This is a genomic window from Humibacillus sp. DSM 29435 (assembly GCF_001758225.1).
GTDB lineage: Bacteria > Actinomycetota > Actinomycetes > Actinomycetales > Dermatophilaceae > DSM-29435.
The window spans coordinates 87,586-109,107 of record NZ_MAST01000002.1 but is presented as its reverse complement, the minus strand read 5'-3'; the positions used below and the strand labels follow the sequence as shown (position 1 = coordinate 109,107).

The following is a 21,522-nucleotide window of genomic DNA, read 5'->3' as shown; positions in this document are numbered from 1 at the left end:
GTGAACCCGCCGTGAGCGGCATCCTGACCTGGCCCGATGGGCCCCTCGAACCGGCATACGGAAGTAGCAGACGCACATGGTGGAGAAGTGAGCAGGGTGGAGCAGTAGTGAGCCAGAGCAAGCCCGAGAGTCGTGCTGCCTCGAACGCCGGCAAGGCCAGGAAGGTCAAGCCGAAGCGCACCGGCGCCAAGCGCTGGGTGGTGGGCGTGCTCAAGTGGGGTTCGATCACTGCAGCGGTGCTGTTCGTGGTGGCCGCGGTGGGGGTCTTCGTGGCCTACCAGCGCACCGAGATCCCCGCCGCGAACCAGCTGGCCAACGCCCAGGTCTCGATCGTCTACTACGCCGACGGAAAGACCGAGCTCGACCGCATCGTCGCGGCGAACGCGAACCGCGAGTCGGTGCCGCTTTCGAAGGTGCCGAAGTCGGTGCAGCAGGCTCACCTCGCGGCCGAGGACCGCGGCTTCTACGAGAACAACGGCATCTCGCTGAGCGGCATCCTGCGGGCGGTCAAGACGAGCGTCACGGGCGAGCCCCAGGTGGGTGGGTCGACGATCACCCAGCAGTACGTCAAGAACTACTTCCTGAGCCAGGACCGCACCCTCTCGCGCAAGGCCCGCGAGATCCTGATCTCGGTCAAGATCGACAGCCAGCGCAGCAAGGACCAGATTCTCGAGGACTACCTCAACACGATCTACTACGGTCGCGGTGCCTACGGCATCCAGAGCGCGGCCAAGACCTTCTTCAACAAGGACGTCTCGGCGCTCACCGTGCCCGAGGGCGCCGTGCTGGCCTCGATCATCAACGCGCCCAGCCTCTACGACCCGGCGAACGGGGCTGACGCCAAGCAGCGGCTCGAGAACCGGTTCGCCTACGTGCTCGACGGCATGGTCGACGAAGGCTGGCTGACGGCCGCCGAGCGGGCCACCTACACGGCGCTGCCCACGATCGCGCCCGTTCGTGCCAACCGGTTCTCGGCCGGGCCGAAGGGCTACATCACCGCCATGGTCAAGAAGGAGCTGACCAAGACGGGCCTCACCGATGCCGAGATCGACCAGGGGGGCCTGCGCATCGTCACCACCATCGACAAGACGTCCCAGGATGCCGCAGTGGCCGCGATGAAGGGCAACCTGCCCGACCAGGTCACCGGCGGGCTCGTGGCGATGAAGCCGGGCGACGGCGCGGTCGTGGCGATGTACGGCGGCGCCGACTACGCGAAGAACCAGCTCAACACCTCGACCCAGGCGATCCTGCAGGGGGCCTCCAACTTCAAGCCGTTCGCGGTGCTTGCCGCGGTGCGCGACGGCATCTCGATCAAGACCCGCTTCGACGGCAACCAGCCGCAGACGATCGACGGCACCCGCATCGTCAACTACGGCGGTCGCTCGTACGGCTACGTCGACATGACGCGGATGATCGGCCGCTCGATCAACACTGCCTTCGTCAACCTCAACAAGGAGGTCGGCCCGGCCAAGACCCGCCAGGCCGCCATCGACGCCGGCATCCCGGCCAAGACGCCCGGGCTCGACGACTCGCTCACCAACGTGCTGGGCAGCGCCTCACCGCACGTCATCGACATGGCGACGGCCTACTCGACGATCGCCGGCCAGGGCATCAAGGTCACCCCGTACCTGGTCAAGAAGGTCACCTCGACCACCGACGCCGGTTTCGGCTACGCGTCGAAGCCCCAGGCGGTGCGGGCCTTCGACAAGAACGTGACAGCTGACGTGACCAACGCCATGACCTACACCGTCAAACCCGGCGGGTCGGCCACCAAGCTGCAGGCGCTGGGTCGTCCGATCGCCGGCAAGACCGGCACGTCGTCGGCCTCGAAGTCGATCTGGTTCACCGGGTTCGTACCGCAGCTGACCGTGTCGATCGGGATGTACAAGCCCGACGCCAACGGCAACGCGCTGACGCTCACCGACTCGGAGGACACGAACCTCACGGGGGGTACCATCCCGGCCGACGTCTTCTACGACTTCATGGAGGTCGCCCTGAAGAACCTGCCGGTCGAGCAGTTCCCCGACGCCGTCGGCGTGGGCGACGAAAAGGTGGCGCCCACCGCCACCTACGTCCCGCCTCCGCAGACGTCGTCGCAGGCCCCGACCAGCACGCCGCCGACCACCACGGAGCCGCCGACCCCGACCACCACGGCGCCGCCGTCGACGACTCAGGCCCCGACGACCACGAGGCCGCCTGAGCCGACGACGACACGCCCGACGGCCACCGGCCGGCCCACCAAGACGCGACGTCCGCCGATCCAGACCGGTGGTGGGGCGCCGCAGCCGTCGGCGACCAACCAGGGCCAGCCGCAGGTGACGGCCACGGCAGGCGGCGGCTGATGGTCGACCCCGTCGTGCAGGCGGCCTCCGAGGTCATCGGAGGCCCCCGGGGTCGCTACGCGAGCACGCGTGAGCTGCCGTGGGTGAAGGTGGCCGCCGTGCTGTCGCTGCTGACAGCAGTGCCGGTCGGGCTCGGCATCCTGCTGCGGGTGCCCTGCCTGCGTACCGGCTTCGCGGGCGACGGGCAGTTCTGGAGCGCCTGCTACTCCGATCTGCCCAACACCTTCCGTGACTCCACGGTCAAGCGCGGGTTGTCCGCGTTCCTGCAGGGCGGCGACGGTGCGCCCACCACGGGGCAGCCACCGCTCACCGGGCTGTTGCAGACGGCTGTGGCCAGCCTCGTGCCCGGCGATGGTCTGGCCAACGGGCTCAGCACGCAGGTGGCCTGGTACTTCGCCATCTGGTCGGTGGTGCTCACTCTGCTGCTGCTGGGGGTGGTGTGGCTGGTGGCCTCGAGCGCCCGGATGCCGTTCTCGGCAGCGCACGTCGCGCTCTCTCCGGTCGTGGCGCTGGCCGGGTTTCTCTCGGCCGATCTGCTCGGGGTGCTGCTGGCCAGCGCCGGTATGTGGGCCTGGGGTCGACGCCGGCCGGCCCTCGCGGGAGTGCTGTTCGGCCTGGCCATCAGCGCCCGCTCGTACCCGGTGCTGATCCTGCTCGCGATCGGCCTGCTCGCCCTGCGGTCGGGGCACCTGCGAACGTTCGCGCACACCGCCGTTCGAGCCCTGGCCACCTTCGGGGTCGTCGTGGCCGGCCTGTGGGTGCTCAACCCGGAGGCCGCTGTCTCGTCGTACCAGGCGTGGGCCTCGACCGGAGCGGGCTACGGCTCGCCCTGGTTGCTGCCGCAGCTCGCCGGCCACCCCCTGCCGACCGGGGCGGTCACCGCGCTCGCCGTCGCGGGATGGCTGATCGCCGTGCTCGTCGGGGCGGTGCTGGCGTTGTCGTCGGCCCGCCGACCGACCGTGGCCGAGGTGTCGCTGGTCATGGTGGCGCTGGTGCTCGTCACCGGTAAGGCGTTCACCGTTCAGAGCTCGCTGTGGCTCGTGCCGCTCGTCGCCTGGTGTGCGCTGCAGTGGCGCGACCATCTCATCTGGGCCGGTGCCGAGGCGCTCAACTTCGTGGCCGTGTGGCTGAACATCGCCGGCATCAACACCCCTGACCGAGGTCTCCCGGCCGCCTGGTACGCCTTCTTCTCCATGCTGCGCGTGGTGGCGGTGCTCTGGCTGGTCGTCGTGGTGTGGCTGAGGGCCCGCGACCGGTGGAGCAGCAGAGACGTGACCGACGTGGATGAGAAGTCAGGAGCGGGCGACGAGGTGGGAGCGCGCGACCCGCTCGAGCTCGAGGATGCCGACGATCTCGCGGGCCCCATGACCGGCGCCGCCGACCGAGTCATCGTCCGCTTCAGCTGACCCGGCCGGCCCCCACCCACCTCCCAGTCGAGTGGCCACTTCCGTACAGGTCGAGTGGCCACTTCCGTACAGGTCGAGTGGCCACTGTCGTGCACCCGACGTTCAGGCGGCGTCGACGTTCTCGCCGCGCGCCCGTCGGTGGTCCGGTCTAGCCTGACGGCAGGTTGCGCGGAAAGCGCGCCAAACGGGAGGAAACCGATGCTTGCTGCTCGCCGTGTTCGCCGTCGTGTCGCGGGTTTCACCGCTGCCGTGTTGGCAATGGGGGTGGTGCCCCTCGTGGCTGCTCCCGCCGCCTCCGCCGCGCCCACCGACCTGTTCTTCAGCGAGTACGTCGAGGGGTCGAGCAACAACAAGGCCCTCGAGATCTACAACGGCACCGGGGCCCCGGTCGACCTGGCCGCTGCCGGGTACGCGGTCCGCCTCTACTTCAACGGTGCATCGACCTCCACCAGCACGATCGCCCTCACCGGCACGGTCGCGAACGGCGACGTGTTCGTGCTGGCGGCCACGGCGGCCGGCCCGGCAGTGCTCGCTGCCGCCGACCAGACGACGGGGGCGAGTCTCTGGAACGGCGACGACGCCATCGCCCTCGTCAAGACCGGCGCGACCGCGCCCCTCGACGTCATCGGGCAGATCGGTGTCGACCCCGGCACGGAATGGGGCACCGGCCTCACGTCGACCGCCGACAACACGTTGCGCCGCAAGCCCTCCGTGCAGGCCGGAGACACTGACGGCAGTGACGCCTTCGACCCGTCGGCGCAGTGGCTCGGCTACCCGGTCGACACCTTCGACGGGCTCGGCTCGCACACCATCGACAACGTCCCCACGCCGGATGCCGCTCCCACCGTGACGGGGTCTGTGCCCGCCGACGGCGCTAACGGCGTCGCGCTGACCGCCGACCTCTCGGTCACCTTCAGTGAGCCGGTCGTGGCCGCGGCCGGAGCCTTCAGCCTGACCTGCACCGTGAGCGGGGCGCATCCCGTCGCGGTCACCGGCGGTCCCACGACGTTCGCGCTCGACCCGGCATCCGACCTCGCCCCCGACGACACCTGCACCCTCACCGTCGCTGCCGCCTCGGTCACTGACGTCGACGCCGACGACCCGCCAGACGCGATGGCGACCGACGTCGTGGTGCGCTTCAACACCCTGGCGGCTGATGTCTGCACTGCGGCAGTCACGCCGATCCCGGCCATCCAGGGCAGCGGCGACACGGTAGCGGTCTCTGGTTCCGTCACCACGCGGGGCGTCGTCGTGGGCGACTACGAGGGCCCCTCGCCCGCCCTGCGCGGGTTCTACCTGCAAGACGCCGCCGGCGACGGCGACCCGGCGACCTCCGACGGCATCTTCGTCTTCGAGGGCAGCAACGCGGATGCCGTCACGCTCGGTGACGTCGTCACCGTCACGGGCACGTCCGGTGAGAACCAGGGCCAGTCGCAGATCAGCCTGACGAGTGCGCCGACGGTGTGCGGCACCGGTACTGTCGCGCCGACCGACGTGAGCTTCCCGGTGGCCTCGTCGACCGCGCTGGAGCCCTATGAGGGGATGCTCGTGCGGCTGCCGCAGGCGATGTCGGTCACCGAGCACTTCCAGCTCGGCCGGTTCGGGCAGGTCACGCTGAGCCAGGGCGGTCGCCTCGAGCAGCCCACCAATGTGGTGGCGCCCGGCGCCCCCGCCGCGGCGCTGCAGGCCGAGAACGACCTGCGCAAGATCATCCTCGACGACGCGACCCAGGCGCAGAACCCCGACCCCATCCCGTTCGCCCGGGGCGGGCAGCCGCTCTCAGCGAGCAACACCCTCCGAGGCGGCGACACGGCATCCGGCATCGTCGGGGTGCTGGGCTACACGTGGGGCGGCAACGCGGCCAGCCCGAACGCCTACCGCATCCGTCCGGTCGGCGCGCTCGACGGGCAGGTCGACTTCGTGGCCGCGAACCCGCGGCCGGTCGACCCGCCGAACGTCGGCGGCGACCTGCGGGTGACGGGCATGAACCTGCTCAACTTCTTCACCACGCTCGACACGTCGGGCAACAACTGCCGTGGTGGGGTGAGCGGTGCTGTGCTCGACTGCCGGGGCGCTAACACGGCAACCGAGTTCGAGCGGCAGGTGGCCAAGACGGTCGCCGCCGTGAGCGGCACCGACGCCGACGTCGTGGCCTTCATGGAGATGGAGAACAACGGCTACGGGCCTGACAGCGCCGAACAGGTGCTCGTCGACCGGCTCAACACGGTCGACGGAGCAGGAACCTGGTCGTTCATCGACGCCGACGCGCGCACCGGCCAGGTCGACGCCCTCGGCAACGACGCGATCAAGGTGGGCATGCTCTACCGCTCGGCAGCCGTGACCCCGGTCGGGGTGACCGCCGCGCTCAACACGCAGGCCTTCGTCGGGGGCGGCGACGCCGACCCGCGCAACCGGCCCTCGCTGGCCCAGGCCTTCCGTGACAACGCCACCGGCGGCACGTTCGTCGCGGTGGCGAACCACCTGAAGAGCAAAGGCAGCGCCTGCACCGTGCCCGACGCCGGTGACGGCCAGGCCAACTGCAACGCGGTTCGGGTGAGGGCGGCCCAGCTGCTGGCGAGCTGGCTCGCGACCGACCCGACCACGACCGGCGACCCCGACGTGCTCATCCTCGGCGACCTCAACTCCTACGCGAAGGAAGACCCGATCACCACGCTCGAGGGGGCGGGCTTCACCAACCTCATCGCCGCCCGCAACGGGCGTGAGGCGTACTCCTACGTGTTCGACGGGCAGTGGGGCTACCTCGACCACGCCCTCGGATCGGCCTCGATCAGCTCACAGGTGACCGGGGTCGCCGACTGGCACATCAACTCCGACGAGCCCGCGGTGCTCGACTACAACACCGAGTTCAAGTCGCCCGCGCAGGTGGCGAGCCTCTACGCACCCGATGAGTTCCGCATCTCCGACCACGATCCCGTGGTCGTCGGGTTGTCGCTGACCAACGCGGCTCCGGTCGTCGGAGCGGTCATGGTGCCCAGCAGACCGGTATCGGTCGGCGTGCCCGTCACGGTCAGCGCGCCCTTCACGGACGCTGACCGGCTCGACACGCACACCGCGGTGGTCGACTGGGGCGACGGCACCACCTCGGCGGGCAGCGTCACCGAGGCGTCTGCTGGGGTGGCCGGCTCGGTCAGTGGGTCGCACACGTACCGGGCGGCAGGGTTCTACGTCGTCACGGTCACGGTGACCGACGGGTTCGGCCACTCCGGCTCGAACACGTCGAGCACCACCGGCCCGGTGGTGGTCTACGACCGAAGCGCCGGGCAGGCCACCGGGGCGGGATCGATCGCCTCGCCGAAGGGGGCCTGGGTATTCAAGCCTGCAGTCTCGGGCAAGGGGCACCTCGCCTTCGCGGTCGGCTACCGGTCGACCGGCGAGACGCCTTTCGGGGTGTTCGGCTACGTGCTGGGCGGGTCGCCCCGCAACCGGCTCGCCGTCTCAGCGAGCTCCTACGACTATTTGGTGGTCGAAGGCACCACGGCCCGGTTCGCCGGGACTGCACAGGTCAACGGAGAGGCGGGGTTCCGCTACGAGGTGACGGTCGCTGACGTGCGTCGGGCCGACACGTTCCGGCTCGTCGTTCGCAGCGCGAGCGGCGCCCTGGTCTACGACACTGCCACCCAGAAGGTGAAGGGCGAGGTCGCGATCGTCCCCTGACCGCCGGCCCATGGCCACTCGACCCGCTGGCCCGGTCGAGTGGCCAGCGAGCCTGTCGAAAGGCCGACCGGGTCGCGCGAGGGGCCCGTGCAGCATCCCGCTGCCTCGCTCGATTTCTGTTGAGATCGCGAGGGCCGGTAGTCTGACCGCAGCACCGCGTGCCGCTACGGCCCTGTGGATGACCCGAGACCCGTGTCGGAGGTGTCTGCCAGGCTGGTGCGCAGTGGAAACGAATGCAACCCTCCTGTCACGGGAGAGACTCGTGACCGTCAAGACCAGAGGAGGTGGGTTAGAAGCATGCGTCAGTACGAACTTATGGTCATCCTCGACCCGGAGACCGAAGAGCGAACCGTCGACAAGACGATGGACAAGTTCCTCACCGTCGTGAAGAACGATGGCGGCACCGTCGACAACGTCGACATCTGGGGCCGTCGTCGCTTGGCCTACGACATCCAGAAGAAGTCCGAGGGCATCTACGTCGTCGTCACGATGACGGCAGAGCCCGCCACGGCTCAAGAGCTCGACCGCCAGTTGGGTCTCAGCGAGTCGGTCATGCGCACGAAGCTGTTGCGTCCCGGCGCCTGAGGCGTCCGTCAGATCCGATCACCCCTGATCACCCCCCTGGACCCAAGGAAGCGATCCAATGGCAGGCGACACCGTCATCACGATCATCGGCAACCTGACCGCCGACCCCGAACTCCGGTTCACCCCCTCGGGGGCCGCGGTCGCGAACTTCACCGTGGCCTCAACCCCGCGGATGTTCGATCGCCAGAGCAACGAGTGGAAAGACGGCGAAACGCTGTTCATGCGCTGCTCGGTGTGGCGTGACGCGGCCGAGAACGTGGCCGAGTCGCTCCAGCGGGGCATGCGGGTGATCGCTTCCGGCCGACTGAAGTCTCGATCGTACGAGACGAAGGAAGGCGAGAAGCGCACCGTCACCGAGATGGACGTCGACGAGATCGGCCCATCGCTGCGCAGCGCCACCGCCAAGGTCAACAAGACCCAGCGTGGCACTGGCGGCGGCGGCGGTTTCGGCGGGTCCTCCGGCGGCGGCCAAGGCGGCGGCTGGAGCGGCGGCGGACAGGGTGGCCAAGGCGGTCAGGGTGGCCAGCAAGGTGGCCAGCAGGGCGGCGAGGACCCCTGGGCGACCGGCGGTGGCTCAGGTGGCTCCGGCGGTTCAGGTGGCTCCGGTGGTCAGCAGGGCGGAGGCTGGGGAGCCCCGGCCCAGGCTCCCGCTGGCGGCCAGGCCGCGCCGTCGGGTGGTCAGGGCGGCCAAGGCGGTGGCTGGGGCGCAGCCCCGAGCTACGACGAGCCTCCGTTCTGACCGAGCACGGCCGGGTCAGAACGCGGCATCCGCCGCTCAGCGAGCTGAGCGGCATCCAATCACAGTTGAAGAACCCCATCCCGGGGCGAGAAACCCCGGGCTTTCCCGAAGGAGAGCACCACGATGGCAAAGCCCGTTGTGCGCAAGCCCAAGAAGAAGGCCAACCCGCTGAAGGCGGCGAAGGTCGAGAACATCGACTACAAGGACACTGCGCTGCTGCGCAAGTTCATCTCCGACCGCGGCAAGATCCGCGCGCGTCGTGTGACCGGTGTGTCCACCCAGGAGCAGCGCCTCATCGCCACGGCCGTCAAGAACGCCCGTGAGATGGCCCTGCTGCCCTACTCGAGCTCGGCTCGCTGAGCCCGTTCGGGAACTAGGAGAACACCATGAAGCTCATTCTCACGCACGAGGTCACCGGCCTCGGAGCAGCCGGTGACATCGTCGAGGTCAAAGACGGCTACGGCCGCAACTACCTGATGCCGCGCGGCCTGGCGACCCCGTGGACCAAAGGTGGCCAGAAGCAGGTCGACGCCCTGACCAAGGGCCGTGAGGTCCGCGAGATCAAGGACCTCGACTCCGCCAAGGGTGTCAAGGGACGGCTCGAGGCCACCTCGGTCAAGGTTGCGGCCAAGACCGGTAAGTCCGGTCGGCTGTTCGGCGCGGTCAGCAACGCCGACATCGCTGCCGCGGTGAAGGCTGCCGGCGGTCCCGAGATCGACAAGCGCAAGATCGAGGTCAAGACGCACATCAAGAGCGTGGGTGCCTACGAGGCAACCGTGCGTCTGCACGCCGACGTCTCGGCAAACCTGAAGTTCGAGGTCGTGTCCTCCTGACCGAGGAGTGACCTCCGCGAAGGGGTCGGGTTCCGCTTCAGGCGGAGCCCGGCCCCTTTCGGCGTCCCCGCCCACTCACCACCTGGTCGAGTGGCCACTTTCGTACGGCCCGCCCTGAATCCACCCGTACAAAACTGGCCACTCGACCGGCAGACCCAGTCGAGTGGCCACTTTCGTACGACGTTGTCCACACCCCCACGCGCTTGCCTGCCCCGTCCACAGGCGTCGACCGGCCTGCTTCCCGGATGTCGGCCTCCCTCCTACCGTCGTGCCAACGACAGCAGGAGGAACCCGTGGACGAGATCGTGAAGAACCAGTGGCTGGACCAGGACGACCGCAGGGTCAGCGAGTCCATCCGTCGTCACGGCTGTTGCCTGGAGTACGTCGTGCCGTGCGACGGCGACCAGTTCCGCACGCCGTTCTGCTACACGATCGGCCTGTTCGGCCTCGGCCATCCAGAGCTGCTCGTCTACGGGCTCGACCAGGGGAGCGCTGCCGGTCTGCTGAACCATCTCTATGGAACTGTTCGAGATGGGCGCGACCTGGTGCCGGGCGAACTGCTCGAGTTCGCCGGCCATGACGAGGGCTATCTCGTGGAGCAGGTGCCCAACCCCGGCGAGATTCTCTTCCGGGCGAACCGGCACTACGAGCGCCCGATGGAGGCCTCGGTCGACGCCTTCCAGCTGACGTGGTCGGTGAGCGGCTTCTTTCCCTGGGATGCCGGCTACCCGTACGGGCCGTCGTCGCAACCGCGGCCGGGCATGTTCTCTGCGCTGCTCGATGACGAGGGTGACACCGGTCCGTGTTCGTGCCCGCGCTGCCTGATGTGAGCGACCGGCCCGATGAGGGGGTGGTCGAACCCGAGGGGCCCTTCAGTGTGAGGGTGGGGCTGGCGTCGGGTTTGACGGTTCGCGTGCTGAACTCCGACCGGTATGTGCGACCGACGCGAGGTGTTCGCAGTGCTGCGCCGCCGGCCTCACTCGTCGGAAGAGCCGAGGCCTTCATGCGGGTGTTCCCGACGATGGCCTCCTTCTCCCACCTCACGGCCGCCCGGTTGCACGGGCTTCCACTCTCGTACGCCATGGAGGCCGACGAACGCCTGCACGTCGTCCGTCCGATCACTCAGAGCCGCATCAGGCGCGCCGACGTTGTGGGCCACCGAGCGTTCCACCCCAGGTGCATCACCTCGGTCGAGGGCTTGGCGGTGGTCGACCTCGCCGACACGTGGGTCGACCTGGGTGAGCTCGTCGCGCGCGGAAAACCCGTGGGGCTCGACGATCTCATCGTGGTCGGTGACGCCGTTGGCACCCGGCTGCACGGCATCCAGCCACTGCACGACGCGCTCGCCAGGCGGGTCAGGCCTCGCGGCAAGGTGACCCTGCTGGAAGCCCTTGAGGAGATCAGGGTCGGTTCGGCTTCGCCGCGCGAGACACTGGCGCGGTTGATGCTGGTGCGTTGCGGGCTACCCGAGCCGGCTCTGAACATGCCGATCCACGGCCCGGACGGATCACTCCTAGGGATCGGAGACCTCGTCTGGAAGAAGCCGAAGGTGATCGGCGAGTACCAGGGGTCGGAGTTTCACGACGGCGAGAACGATCGTGCGCGCGACGGGGTACGACGGCGCGGCCTCGAAGCTGACGGCTGGATCGTGGAGGAGATCTGGAACGCGGACATGATCACAACGACCGCCCGGCACGACTGCGTGCGCCGGTTCGCCAGTGCGGTGGGCGTGGAGGAGTCCGGCTTGACCCTCGCCAGCTGCGAGCCCCAGTTCTTCTCGCGGCACGCGATGGAGCTGGCCCTCGTGCGGGAGGACCGCCGGCCGAGCAGGTGGAACCGGTGAGGCGACTGTGTACGGAACTGGCCACTCGACTGGGTGGGGTGTACGGAAGTGGCCACTCGACTGGGTGGGGTGGGTCAGGCCGACTCACGGATGACGAGATGGGTCTCCATCATGGTGACCCGGGGGGCGGTCTCGCCGGCCAGCAGCCGCAGCAGGGTGTCGGCCATGACGCGGCCCATCTCCTGCGCGGGCTGGGCCACCGTGGTCAGACCCACCCGGCCTCGGGTGGCGTAACGACTGTTGTCGAACCCGACGATCGCGACGTCGGTCGGTACGCGCAGGCCGCGTTCGGCCAGGGCCAGCATCACCCCGCTCGCCATCAGGTCGCTGGCCACGAAGATGGCGTCGAGGTCGGGGTGCTCGTCGATCAGCCGGAGAGCGGCCCGGATGCCGCCGGCCTCGGTGAAGTCGCCTCGCGCCAGGCGTGCATCGCTGAGGCCCGCGGCCAGCACCGTCTCGCGCCAGCCGGCTTCACGGTCGACCGATGCCGGCATGTCGGACGGCCCGGTGATGGTGGCGATGGCCTTTCGGCCGACGTCGATCAGGTGCTGGGTGCCCTGGCGGGCGCCCCGCTGGTTGTCGACGTCGATGTAGTAGTCACCGGGGTGGGCCAGGTCGCCCAGTGGTCGACCGCCGAACACGACGGGCAGCGAGCGTCCGAGCGAGGCGAGAAAGTGGTCGCCCGAGTGGTGCGAGACCACCAGCGCCCCGTCGACGTTGCCGCCGAGCAGGTAGCGCCGGGTCTTCTCCGACGGCGAGTCGGGATGGGTCAGCTGGAGGTTGAGCACGTAGTCGCTGTCGCTCAGCCGGTTGCTGATCCCCTGTACGACGTCGGCGAAGTAGGGGTCACCGAAGAAGCGGTGGGCGTCTTCGGGAACGACGAGGGCGATCGACATGGTGGCCCGGGCGACGAGGGAGCGCGCTGCCCGGTTGGGAACGTAGTTGAGCTCGGCGATGGCCGCGCCCACCACCTCGAGCACGTCGGCGCTGACGCGGGGCGAGCCGTTGATGACGCGCGACACGGTGGCTCGTGAGACGCCCGCCACCTTGGCGACCTCCTCGAGGGTGGGTCGCGCGGGCAGGGGTGCGCCGAACGAGCGCACCTGCCCGTTCACGGCCACCGTGCCTCACTCATTGCGGACTCACTCCTACGGGTAGCGCCCTGGTGGCGATGATGTCGGCGTAGTCGAGGGCACTGGCCTTCGGCGTGCGAACCTGCGTGTCGTAGTCGACTCGCACGATACCGAACCGCTTGGCGTACCCCCAGGCCCACTCGTAGTTGTCGAGCAACGACCAGTAGAAGTAGCCCCGCACGGGCACGCCGGAGTCGATGGCGTCGAGCACGGCGCCCACGTGGGCACGCAGGTAGGCGGTGCGACCGCGGTCGTCGACGAAACCGTCGGCGTCGGGCTCGTCGTCGAAGGCGGCGCCGTTCTCGGTGACGTAGAGCTCGACATCGTGCGGACCGGCATACTCGCGTTGGAGGCGCACGAGCAGCCGGGTGAGGCCGTCGGGCTGGATCTCCCAGTCCATCGCGGTCACGGGCAGGCCGCGCGGATGCCGGAACGAGGCGGGAGCAGCGGGAAAGGCTGAGCGGGTGTAGCGGCCCCCGTTCACGCTGTCGGCCAGGGCGGTGGCCGGTGGCTCGTGCCCGATCGCCTCGCCGTTGTAGTAGTTGACGCCCAGCACGTCGATCGGTGTGCTGATCACGTCGAGGTCGCCGTCCATGATGTGGGTCTCCAGTCCCAGCCCGCGCACGTCGTCGAGCAGGTCAGCCGGGTACTCACCGCGGAAGATGGGGTCGAGGAAGATGCGGTTCATCTGGGCGTCGATGCGGCGCGCGCCATCGACGTCACGCGGGTCGTCGGGGTCGAGGGGGTCGGGCACGGTGAAGTTCAGCGTCAGCCCCAGCTTCAGCGAGGCGTCGCGTGCTCGCAGAGCCGCAACGGCCTTGCCGTGCGCCAGCATCAGGTGGTGCGCGGCAGCCAGCCCGTCCTCCGGCGAGGTACGACCTGGGGCGTGGATGCCGGCGGTGTAGCCGAGAAAGGCGGCACAGAAGGGCTCGTTGAGGGTGGTCCAGGTCGAGACCCGGTCGCCGAGCCGGTCGTGCACGGCCAGGGCGTAGTCGACGAAGCGGTCGGTCGTCTCCCGGGCGGTCCAGCCGCCACGGTCCTCGAGGGCCTGCGGGAGATCCCAGTGGTAAAGCGTCAGCCATGGCGCGATGCCCGCGCCGAGCAGCGAGTCGACCAGTCGCTCGTAGAAGTCGAGCCCCTTGCCGTTGACGGGCCCGCCGTCGGGACAGACCCGGGCCCAAGAGGTGGAGAAGCGGTAGGTCTGCAGTCCGAGCGCTTTCATCATCGCGACGTCGTCGGCGAACCGGTGGTAGTGGTCGCAGGCGATGTCGCCGGTGTCGCCGTCGACCACGGCTCCGGGCACCCGCGAGAAGGTGTCCCAGATCGAGGCGGTGCGACCGTCGAGGTCATGCGCGCCCTCGATCTGGTAGGCCGCGGTGGCGGCGCCGAGCACGAACCCGTCAGGCAGCGGCCGACGCTCGACACCAGATGGCGTCGAACCGAGAGGGGTGGCGGCGGAAAGGGAGTTCGGCGTGATGGGGGCGGGGGTCATCCCTTGACTGCTCCTTGCATGATGCCGGACACGAGCTGACGTCCGGCGACGGCGAACACGATGATGAGCGGCAGAGCGGCGAGCACCACTCCCGCGAGTACGAGCGAGTAGTCCACGTAGTAGCGTGCCTGAAGTTGCTGGAGGGCGACTGGGAGGGTCGGGTTTCCTGGGTCGAGCACGATGAAGGGCCAGAAGAAGTTGGTCCAGGTCGCGATGAAGGTGAACAGTCCCAGCATGGCAGCACCCGGCCGTGCCGCGGGCAGGGCGATGTTCCAGAAGATCCGGAAGATCGACGCCCCGTCGACGCGGGCCGCCTCGATCAGCTCGTCGGGCAGCGCCTCCTTGAGGTACTGCGTCATCCAGAACACCCCGAACGCGTTGACGAGCGAGGGCACGATGACGGCGCCGAGGCTGCCGATCCAGCCGAGCTTGCTCATCACGATGAACAGCGGCACGATCCCGAGCTGTGTCGGCACCGCCATCGTGGCGATGACGAACACGAGCAGCACCCCCTTGCCGCGGAACCGCAGCTTGGCGAACGCGAACCCGGCCATCGTCGAGAGCAGCACCACCGCGACGCCCACAGCGGTCGAGACGATGATGCTGTTGGCCAGCGCCTTCCAGAACGGCAGGGTGTCGACGACGGTGCGGGCGTTGACGAGGAAGTTGCCGCCCGGGATGAGCGAGACGTCGCCGCTGTTGATCGCGGTGGCGTCCTTGCTGCCGATGACGAACGACCACCAGAGCGGGAAGACCGACGCCAGGAGCACGATGATGAGAAACGTGTACGCGACCGGGCTGGCTTGGCTGCGGCGAATCGCGTTGCGAGTCAGGCGTCGTCGAGCCGGAGTGGGCTCGGGGGCGCGCACGGGCACCAGGGTCGGGGCGGTCATCGGGACTCCCTGGAGGCGATTCGCTGCGTGACGACGAAGTTGACGAGTGCGAAGACGATGATGATGAGGAACAGCAGCCACGCGATCGCGGCGGCCCGACCGAAGTTCTTCTGGGTCCAGCCGATGTTGTAGAGGTAGATCGTCAGGGTCTGCCACTGCCGGTCGGCGCCGCCTTGGCCGTACTGGTCGAACATCCGGGGCTCGTCGAAGATCTGCAGGCCGCCGATGGTCGAGGTGATGACGACGAAGATGATGGTCGCTCGCAGCTGCGGGATGGTGATGGAGAAGAAGGTGCGGACCCGTCCGGCCCCGTCGATCAGGGCCGCCTCGTAGTAGTCGCGCGGAACCGTCTGCATCGCGGCGAGGAAGATCAGCGCGTTGTAGCCGGTCCAGCGGAAGTTGACCATCGTCGCAATGGCGACGTGGCTCGAGAGGGTGTCCTTGTGCCACTGGACCGGGTCGATGCCGACGTAGCCGAGCACCTGGTTGATGAGGCCGAACTTGTCGCCGAACAGGTCGTTGAAGATCAGCACGACCGCCACCGGGGCGATGACGTACGGCAGCAGCACGCTCATCCGCCAGAAGGCCTTGGCGCGCAGGCCGCTGTCGAGCGCGGCCGCGATGAGCAGGGCGAAGATCACCTGCGGCACGCTCGAGAGCACGAAGATGCTGAGGGTGTTGCGTAGGGCCTTCCAGAAGAAGGGCTGGCCGAGCACGTCGGTGAAGTTCTTCAGCCCGACGTAGTCGCCCTGCCCACCGATGAGGTTCCACTGGTGCAGCGAGACCCAGAGCGTGTAGAGCAGCGGGAAGAGCCCCACGATGGCGAAGAGGATGAAGAACGGCGAGATGTAGGCGTAGGGCGAGACCGCCCCGTCCAGTCGGCTGAGTCGTTGGCGCAGCTTCGACCGGGGTCGGATGCCGCTGGGCCGGGTGGGCAGCCGGTCGCCACCGCCAGGCCCGGCCGGGCCGGACGAGTCCGGCGGCCGCTTGGTCGTTACGGTCACTGCCGCTCCTTGGGGTGAGGGCCTACGGGGGTGACGACAGCGGCATCCCGGCCGGTGAGGGGGCCGAGCCTGGATGCCGCTGCCGGTTCAGTCGCTGACGCAGGAGGTCAGCCGAGGGCCTGCACGTCGGCGGTGAACTTGTCCCACGACGCGGCGGGGGTCGAGGTGCCGTCCTCGATGCGGGTCAGTGCCTTCTGCATGGCGTCGTTGATGGCGAAGTACTTCGGGCCCTTGAACGGCGAGACCGAGATGCCCTTGAACCGGTCGGAGAAGATCTGGCCGGTGGGGGCGTTGTTGAACGACGCCACCTTGACGGCCGCGAGCTCGGGGCTGCTCTGGGCGGCGACCTGGCTCGGGAACGCTCCGACCTTCTGGAAGGCCTTGATCTGCTGCTCGGGAGCGGTCAGCCAGTCGGCGAGCTCACGGGCCTCCGCGGGGTGCGCGCTCTGCTTCGGCACGACCAGGTAGGAGCCGCCCCAGTTGCCGCCGCCGCCGGGGAAGGTGTTGGCGATGTCCCAACCCTTGACCCCCTTGGCGTTGCCTTCGATGACGCCGACCATCCAGCCGGGGCAGAGCATGGTGGCGAAGCCGTTCTTCTGGTAGCTCGCGGTCCAGTCGTCACTCCACTGCTGCAGCTTGGCCGAGAGCTTGTTGTCGATGCCGGCCTTGACGACCTCGTCGTAGACCTTGCGAACCGCGGGGTTGGTGGTGGCGATGACGGTGCCGTCGGTGTCTTCGTAGGTCTTCTCGACCTGGTTGATCATGCCCTGGTAGGTGGCGCCGAGGGAGTCGAAGAACGGGGTCTTGCTCTTGGCGGCGAACTGTTGCCCCGCGGCGAAGTAGCTCTCCCACGAGGTGCCCAGCCATTTCGCGACCGACTCGCGGTCGCTCGGGAAGCCGGCGGCCTTGAGCAGGTCGCCGCGGTAGCAGATCGCCTCGGGGCCGGCGTCGGTGCCGTACCCGACCAGGGCGCCGTTGGCGTCGGTGGCGGCCTTGGTCTTCCACTCGGGCCAGCGGCCGTCGACGGAGGGGTTCTCGAGGTCGGTGAACTTCGCGCTGTACTGCAGGATCTCGGGTAGCCAGTCGACCTCGACAGCCTCGACGTCGGCCATGCCGCTGCCGGCGGCGAGCCGGGTGTTGAAGTTGTCGCGGGCCTCGTTGGAGGTGGCGGCCTTCTTGTGGGTGACCTTGATGTTCGGGTGGCTCTTCTCGAACTCGGGGAGGAGGTCTTCGTAGCCGAACTGGTTGAAGGTGGCGAGGGTCAGGGTGACCTGTCCGCCACCGGCGGCGCCGGCCGGGGTGCTGCCGGCGCCCGGTTCGGTCGTGCTCGAGCTGCTGCAGGCCGACAGGGCCAGCAGCCCGATCGAGACGGTGGCCACGGCTTTGTAGCGCGTGCCGGTCCGGGTGGTGCGGGTGGCGCGTGTGGTCATGAGAGAGCTCCTTCGGTCTCAGGCCCGATATGGGTGTGGGAGCGCTCTCCGTGCGGGACGCGAGGCGTGAGAGCGCTCTCACGACAGAGAATGGATGGTGGGACGAAGAGCGGTCAAGGGTTGTTACTGATCCGTGACCTGCAGGCGCGGGTGAGAGCGGGACGACAGGTGCCGAAAGGGCACAAAAAACCCGCCCCCGCTGGTCGCGTCGCCGAACTAGACCAGTGGGGGCGGGTGCCCTTGACTCGGCGATCTGACAGGGGAGGAGATCACCGAGTCGCACAGGAGCAACTCACAAGAAGAAGGATGCGCGACCAATCTTAAAGAAGCCTGAGAACTACCCTTCAGTTCACCGGCAGAGTGGCAGGAGCCGACACCCGGGTGTCGCCCAGGGAGGGGTCGAGGGGTTTGCCGGGCAGCGAGCGACAGGTGGTGCCGGGCCTGAGGGGTGCCGGGCCTGAGGGGTGCCGGTGCCGAGCGCTCCGGCTGACCACCTGGGTGAGGGGTGTGCAGGGTGGCGAGCTCAGCGCACGCCGAGCACCATCCACTCATCGGTGCGCGATCGCCAACCGAGGATCGCGCCCCTGATCACCATGAAGGCGGTGAAGGCGACCCACAGCCCGACGACATCGTGGCTGGGGGAGTCGCTCGGCCCGATCGCCTTGACCCAGAGGATGATCGGCAGGTAGAGCACCAGGCCGGCCACTGCGCCCCAAGCCAGCCAGCGCCCGTCGCCTGCGCCGATCAGTACCCCGTCGAGCACGAAGACGTAGCCCGCGATGGCCTGCCCCAGCCCGACGACGACCAGGGCCGCGCCGAGCGCGTCGCGCACGACGGGGTCGGTGGTGAACAGGGGCGGCACGATGCGGTGCACGGCGACGAGCAGCAGACCGACGGCCAGCCCACCGAAGACGCCCCAGCGCACCATGGTGTCCATCGTCTGGCGAACGCCGCCGCGATCGCCCGAGCCGAGCGACTTGCCGGTCATGGCCTGAGCAGCAATGGCCAGGGCATCAAGGGCAAAGGCGAGGAACGACCAGATGGTCAGAGCCACCTGGTGCGCGGCCAGCGACGCGTCGCCGAGCGCCGCCGCCACCCACGTGGTCAACAGCATGGTTGCGCGCAGCGCCACCGTTCGAACGAGCAGGGGGATGCCGGTGAGGCCGGCCGCGAGAACGCGCCCGGGGTGGGCCCGGGGCGAGGCGCCCAGAGCCCGCGCCTGACGCAGCAGCACCACGACGAGGGCAGTCGCCATGCCGGTCTGGGCGATGACCGTGCCCCACGCGGAACCGGCTATGCCCCAGTGCAACCCGTAGACGAACACGACGTTCAGCACGACGTTGGTTCCGAACCCCGCGACCGAGGCGATGAGAGGTGTCTTCGTGTCCTGGAGCCCCCGCAGCACCCCGGTGACCGCCAGCACGATGAGCATGGCCGGCAACCCGAACGCCGAGATGCGCAGGTAGATCGTGGCCTGCTCGTGGGCGGCGTCAGAGGCGCCGAACAGGGCGCTGATCGGGCCGGCCGCCACCGCCGTCACCGCTGCGATGACGACGCCGAGACCGAGGGCCAACCACAGTCCGTCGATACCGGCGGCCACGGCCGCGCGCTGGTCACCGGCGCCCAGATGTCGGGCCACGACACTCGTGGTGCCGTAGGCGAGGAAGACGAAGATGCCCGACGCGGTGAGAAGAGCGGCGCTCGCCACGCCGAGCCCGGCGAGCTCGGCCGTTCCGAGGTGCCCGACGATCGCCGAGTCGGCGAGCAGAAAAAGGGGCTCGGCGATGAGGGCGAGGAACGCCGGGCCGGCCAGGCGCAGGATCTCGCGGCGGTAGCCGACGGACGGTCCTTTCCGCTGTAGGTCTTCCGGCTCGCGGTCGTGCGGCTCGCCGTCCGGGTCCGGGTCACCGGCGGGGCGGCGCACACCGGCATCGGACATGGGAACACGGTAACCGCGGCTGTGGGCCGTGACGTGGCCTGTCTCAGGGGCAACAGCGCCGCCCAGGCGCCGGAAGCGCCAACCGACCGCGGCGGGTGGTCAGAGCTTTCGAGCGCGACCGAGGTAGACGAAGCCCCAGGGCCGCATCGGTGCCGGCACGGGCCCGTAGGCGCGCTCGATGGACTCGATGGTCAGGCCCGAGGCCTCGATGAGCTCGTCGATGGGTCGCATCAGGTGGCAGCCGTCAAAGACTTTCTTCTGCAGCGGCTCGAGCCGACGTTGCCAACGGCGCACCCCGGCATCCGGTGCGATGCCGTGCTCGAGAAAGTGGAGGGTGCCGCCGGGTCGCAGCACGCGGCACGCTTCGCGAAGGGCCTGGGCCGGGTCAGGGATGGTGCAGAGGGTGAGGCAGGTGAGCACGGCGTCGACGTGGTGGTCGGGCAGGTCGAGCCGCTGCCCGTCGAGGCCGCCGCGGCGCACCGGTGTCTGACCGAGTGAGCGCCGTCGCTCTGAGCGCCGCCAGGCGAGGTCGGAGGGCTCGATCGCGATCACGTCGATGACGTCGGCCGGGTAGATCGGCACGTTGACGCCGCTGCCGAAGCCGAGCTCGAGCACCCGGCCGTGCAGGCCGGTGCACGCTCGAGCACGCAGGCTGAGCATGGCGGGCTCGTCGGCGCCGAGCTCGACGAGCCGCGGCGTCACCTGGCGTGCCCACCAACCCATCGCCTCAGGCTAGGCGGTCAGCCGCGTCGGAGGGTGATGATCGGTATCTCCGGTGGGGCGAGCACCCGCACCGGCGGCCCCCAGGCGCCGGCGCCGCGGGTGGTGAAGACCGGCACGTCGCCCACCAGGGCCAGCCCGTCGAGGGTCGGCTGCTGGAGGGTGACGGCGTAGCGGAACGGCCAGAGCTGCCCGCCGTGGGTGTGGCCTGACACCTGCAGGTCGACGCCACGCCCACCAGCCGACTCGGCGGCCTTGGGCTGGTGGGTCACCAGCAGGGTGAAGGCGTCGGGGTCGACCCCGGCCAGGGTCGTGCCGATGTTCGGGGCGTCATCGCCGCCGGCCGTCTCGTCGTTGCTGCCGGCCACCGCGATGGTCGCGCCACCACGCGTCAGCTCGATGTTGGAGTTGCGCAGCACGGTGATGCCCAGCGAGGCGTAGTGGTCGAGCCATGCGTCGGGTTCCTGAGAGATCACCTCGTGGTTGCCGCTCACCGCGACCACACCGAGCGGGGCACGAAGGTCGCGGAGCGGGTCTGTGGCATCGCCCACCTGCTCCACGCGGCCATCGATGAGGTCGCCGGCGAGCACGACGAGATCCGGGTGGGCAGCATTGACCTCGTTGACGACCCGGCGGGTGAAGCTCTCCTCGCGCACGGGGCCGACGTGCAGGTCGGAGATGAGTGCCACCCGTAGTCCCTCGAACTGCGCGGGGAGCTGCCGGCTCGAGAACGACGCAGTGGTGATCTGCGGTTGGGCGGCCTCGTGGAGCCCGTAGCCCGTCGTGGCCAGGGCAGCCACGACGACGAGCGGGGTGCCCACGCGAAGCACCCGTCGCCGGGCCGGGCGACCTCCGATGAGGCGGGCCAGCAGGCCGAGCACCGCAAGGGCCAGCACCCCGAGCAGCAGGTACCAGCCCACGGCGAGCCAGGTCATGCCGGCCCAGGCCGCCCATCGGGCCCGGTGCGGGTCGATGAGCCCGGCCTGCATGGCGAAGGCCACCATCGTGGCCAGACCCGTGAGCCCGAGCCCGGTGGCGATCACCCGGCGAACGGCGGCCGGCCACTCGGGCGCAACGGCGAGACGACGGTGGAGCAGCAGGCTGAACAGGGCGAGAACCACCGCCACGCCGACGACGAAGAACGACAACATGATCCGATCAGGCGGGTGTTCCGAAGCGGACCGCGTTGCGGGCCAGGGCCTTCTCGCGTTCGGCCTCTCGGTCTTTGGGCGGAGCGTTGGTGGTGAGGTGTTCCAGCAGATGGGCGGTGGCCTGCGCGACCGCCTCGACGGCCTCGTCGAAGGCCTGCTGGTTGACCTGGCTCGGCTTGCTCGCCCCGCTCACCTTACGGACGTACTGCAGAGCCGCCGCGCGCACCTCGTCGCTGGTGGCGGGCGGCTCGAAGTTGTGGAGCTGTCTGATGTTGCGGCACATGGCCCGAGCGTAGGCGACGGGGCCTGTCTGAGGGCGACCCGGCAGGGTGACGAC

At 69.2% G+C, this 21,522-nt stretch carries 18 protein-coding genes; 9 read left to right on the top strand and 9 right to left on the bottom strand.

The genetic code is table 11. The annotated features are described in order from the left end of the window. Positions 1-107 precede the first annotated feature (107 nt). From BA895_RS02740 to BA895_RS02700, 9 genes are all read left to right on the top strand, one after another. Positions 108-2,342, top strand: coding sequence for a transglycosylase domain-containing protein (locus tag BA895_RS02740; protein ID WP_083282911.1), 2,235 nt, complete (start codon positions 108-110; stop codon positions 2,340-2,342). Beyond that, a complete protein-coding gene (locus BA895_RS02735; protein ID WP_070190362.1) occupies positions 2,342-3,748 on the top strand; it encodes a glycosyltransferase 87 family protein in 1,407 nt (468 codons plus the stop codon). The genes BA895_RS02740 and BA895_RS02735 overlap by 1 nt, the downstream gene beginning before the upstream one ends. 198 nt (positions 3,749-3,946) lie before the next feature. Beyond that, positions 3,947-7,423: an ExeM/NucH family extracellular endonuclease gene (locus BA895_RS02730; RefSeq protein ID WP_070190361.1), complete on the top strand. Its 3,477-nt coding sequence runs from the start codon at positions 3,947-3,949 to the stop codon at positions 7,421-7,423. A 297-nt stretch (positions 7,424-7,720) separates the two neighbouring features. Further along, positions 7,721-8,008 (top strand): 30S ribosomal protein S6, encoded by a 288-nt coding sequence (gene rpsF, locus BA895_RS02725; RefSeq protein ID WP_070190360.1) that lies wholly within the window; start codon positions 7,721-7,723, stop codon positions 8,006-8,008. 58 nt (positions 8,009-8,066) lie between these two features. Beyond that, positions 8,067-8,747, top strand: a complete 681-nt coding sequence (locus BA895_RS02720; RefSeq protein WP_070190359.1) for a single-stranded DNA-binding protein — start codon at positions 8,067-8,069, stop codon at positions 8,745-8,747. Positions 8,748-8,870: 123 nt separating this feature from the next. Next, positions 8,871-9,107, top strand: coding sequence for a 30S ribosomal protein S18 (rpsR, locus tag BA895_RS02715; protein WP_056779614.1), 237 nt, complete (start codon positions 8,871-8,873; stop codon positions 9,105-9,107). Positions 9,108-9,133: 26 nt separating this feature from the next. Continuing rightward, positions 9,134-9,580, top strand: coding sequence for a 50S ribosomal protein L9 (rplI, locus tag BA895_RS02710; RefSeq protein WP_070190358.1), 447 nt, complete (start codon positions 9,134-9,136; stop codon positions 9,578-9,580). A 293-nt stretch (positions 9,581-9,873) separates the two neighbouring features. Continuing rightward, positions 9,874-10,410 carry a DUF4262 domain-containing protein gene (locus BA895_RS02705; protein WP_070190357.1) on the top strand — a complete coding sequence of 179 codons (537 nt, stop codon included), beginning with the start codon at positions 9,874-9,876 and terminating at the stop codon, positions 10,408-10,410. Continuing rightward, on the top strand, positions 10,383-11,423 hold the full coding sequence (locus BA895_RS02700; protein ID WP_254666289.1) for a hypothetical protein: 1,041 nt from the start codon (positions 10,383-10,385) through the stop codon (positions 11,421-11,423). Before BA895_RS02705 ends, BA895_RS02700 begins: the two co-directional genes overlap by 28 nt. A 74-nt stretch (positions 11,424-11,497) precedes the next feature. On the opposite strand, the gene BA895_RS02695 is transcribed toward BA895_RS02700, so the two are convergent. From BA895_RS02695 to BA895_RS02655, 9 genes are all read right to left on the bottom strand, one after another. Next, positions 11,498-12,538, bottom strand: a complete 1,041-nt coding sequence (locus BA895_RS02695) for a LacI family DNA-binding transcriptional regulator (protein ID WP_254666288.1) — start codon at positions 12,536-12,538, stop codon at positions 11,498-11,500. A 16-nt stretch (positions 12,539-12,554) separates the two neighbouring features. Then, entirely contained in the window at positions 12,555-14,048 is a 1,494-nt protein-coding gene (locus BA895_RS02690; RefSeq protein WP_070190356.1) for a GH1 family beta-glucosidase, read from the bottom strand. Further along, a complete protein-coding gene (locus BA895_RS02685; RefSeq protein WP_070190355.1) occupies positions 14,045-14,941 on the bottom strand; it encodes a carbohydrate ABC transporter permease in 897 nt (298 codons plus the stop codon). Before BA895_RS02685 ends, BA895_RS02690 begins: the two co-directional genes overlap by 4 nt. Continuing rightward, positions 14,938-15,945, bottom strand: a complete 1,008-nt coding sequence (locus tag BA895_RS02680; protein ID WP_371327684.1) for a carbohydrate ABC transporter permease — start codon at positions 15,943-15,945, stop codon at positions 14,938-14,940. Before BA895_RS02680 ends, BA895_RS02685 begins: the two co-directional genes overlap by 4 nt. Before the next feature lie 107 nt (positions 15,946-16,052). Next, positions 16,053-17,375 carry an ABC transporter substrate-binding protein gene (locus BA895_RS02675; RefSeq protein ID WP_070190354.1) on the bottom strand — a complete coding sequence of 441 codons (1,323 nt, stop codon included), beginning with the start codon at positions 17,373-17,375 and terminating at the stop codon, positions 16,053-16,055. Positions 17,376-17,898: 523 nt separating this feature from the next. Continuing rightward, on the bottom strand, positions 17,899-19,314 hold the full coding sequence (locus tag BA895_RS02670; protein ID WP_083282909.1) for an MATE family efflux transporter: 1,416 nt from the start codon (positions 19,312-19,314) through the stop codon (positions 17,899-17,901). Positions 19,315-19,413: 99 nt separating this feature from the next. Continuing rightward, a complete protein-coding gene (locus tag BA895_RS02665) occupies positions 19,414-20,037 on the bottom strand; it encodes a class I SAM-dependent methyltransferase (RefSeq protein ID WP_070190353.1) in 624 nt (207 codons plus the stop codon). A 17-nt stretch (positions 20,038-20,054) separates the two neighbouring features. Further along, positions 20,055-21,185 (bottom strand): metallophosphoesterase, encoded by a 1,131-nt coding sequence (locus BA895_RS02660; RefSeq protein ID WP_070190352.1) that lies wholly within the window; start codon positions 21,183-21,185, stop codon positions 20,055-20,057. A gap of 7 nt (positions 21,186-21,192) precedes the next feature. Then, positions 21,193-21,468, bottom strand: coding sequence for a DUF2277 domain-containing protein (locus BA895_RS02655; protein WP_070190351.1), 276 nt, complete (start codon positions 21,466-21,468; stop codon positions 21,193-21,195). Positions 21,469-21,522: the final 54 nt, after the last annotated feature.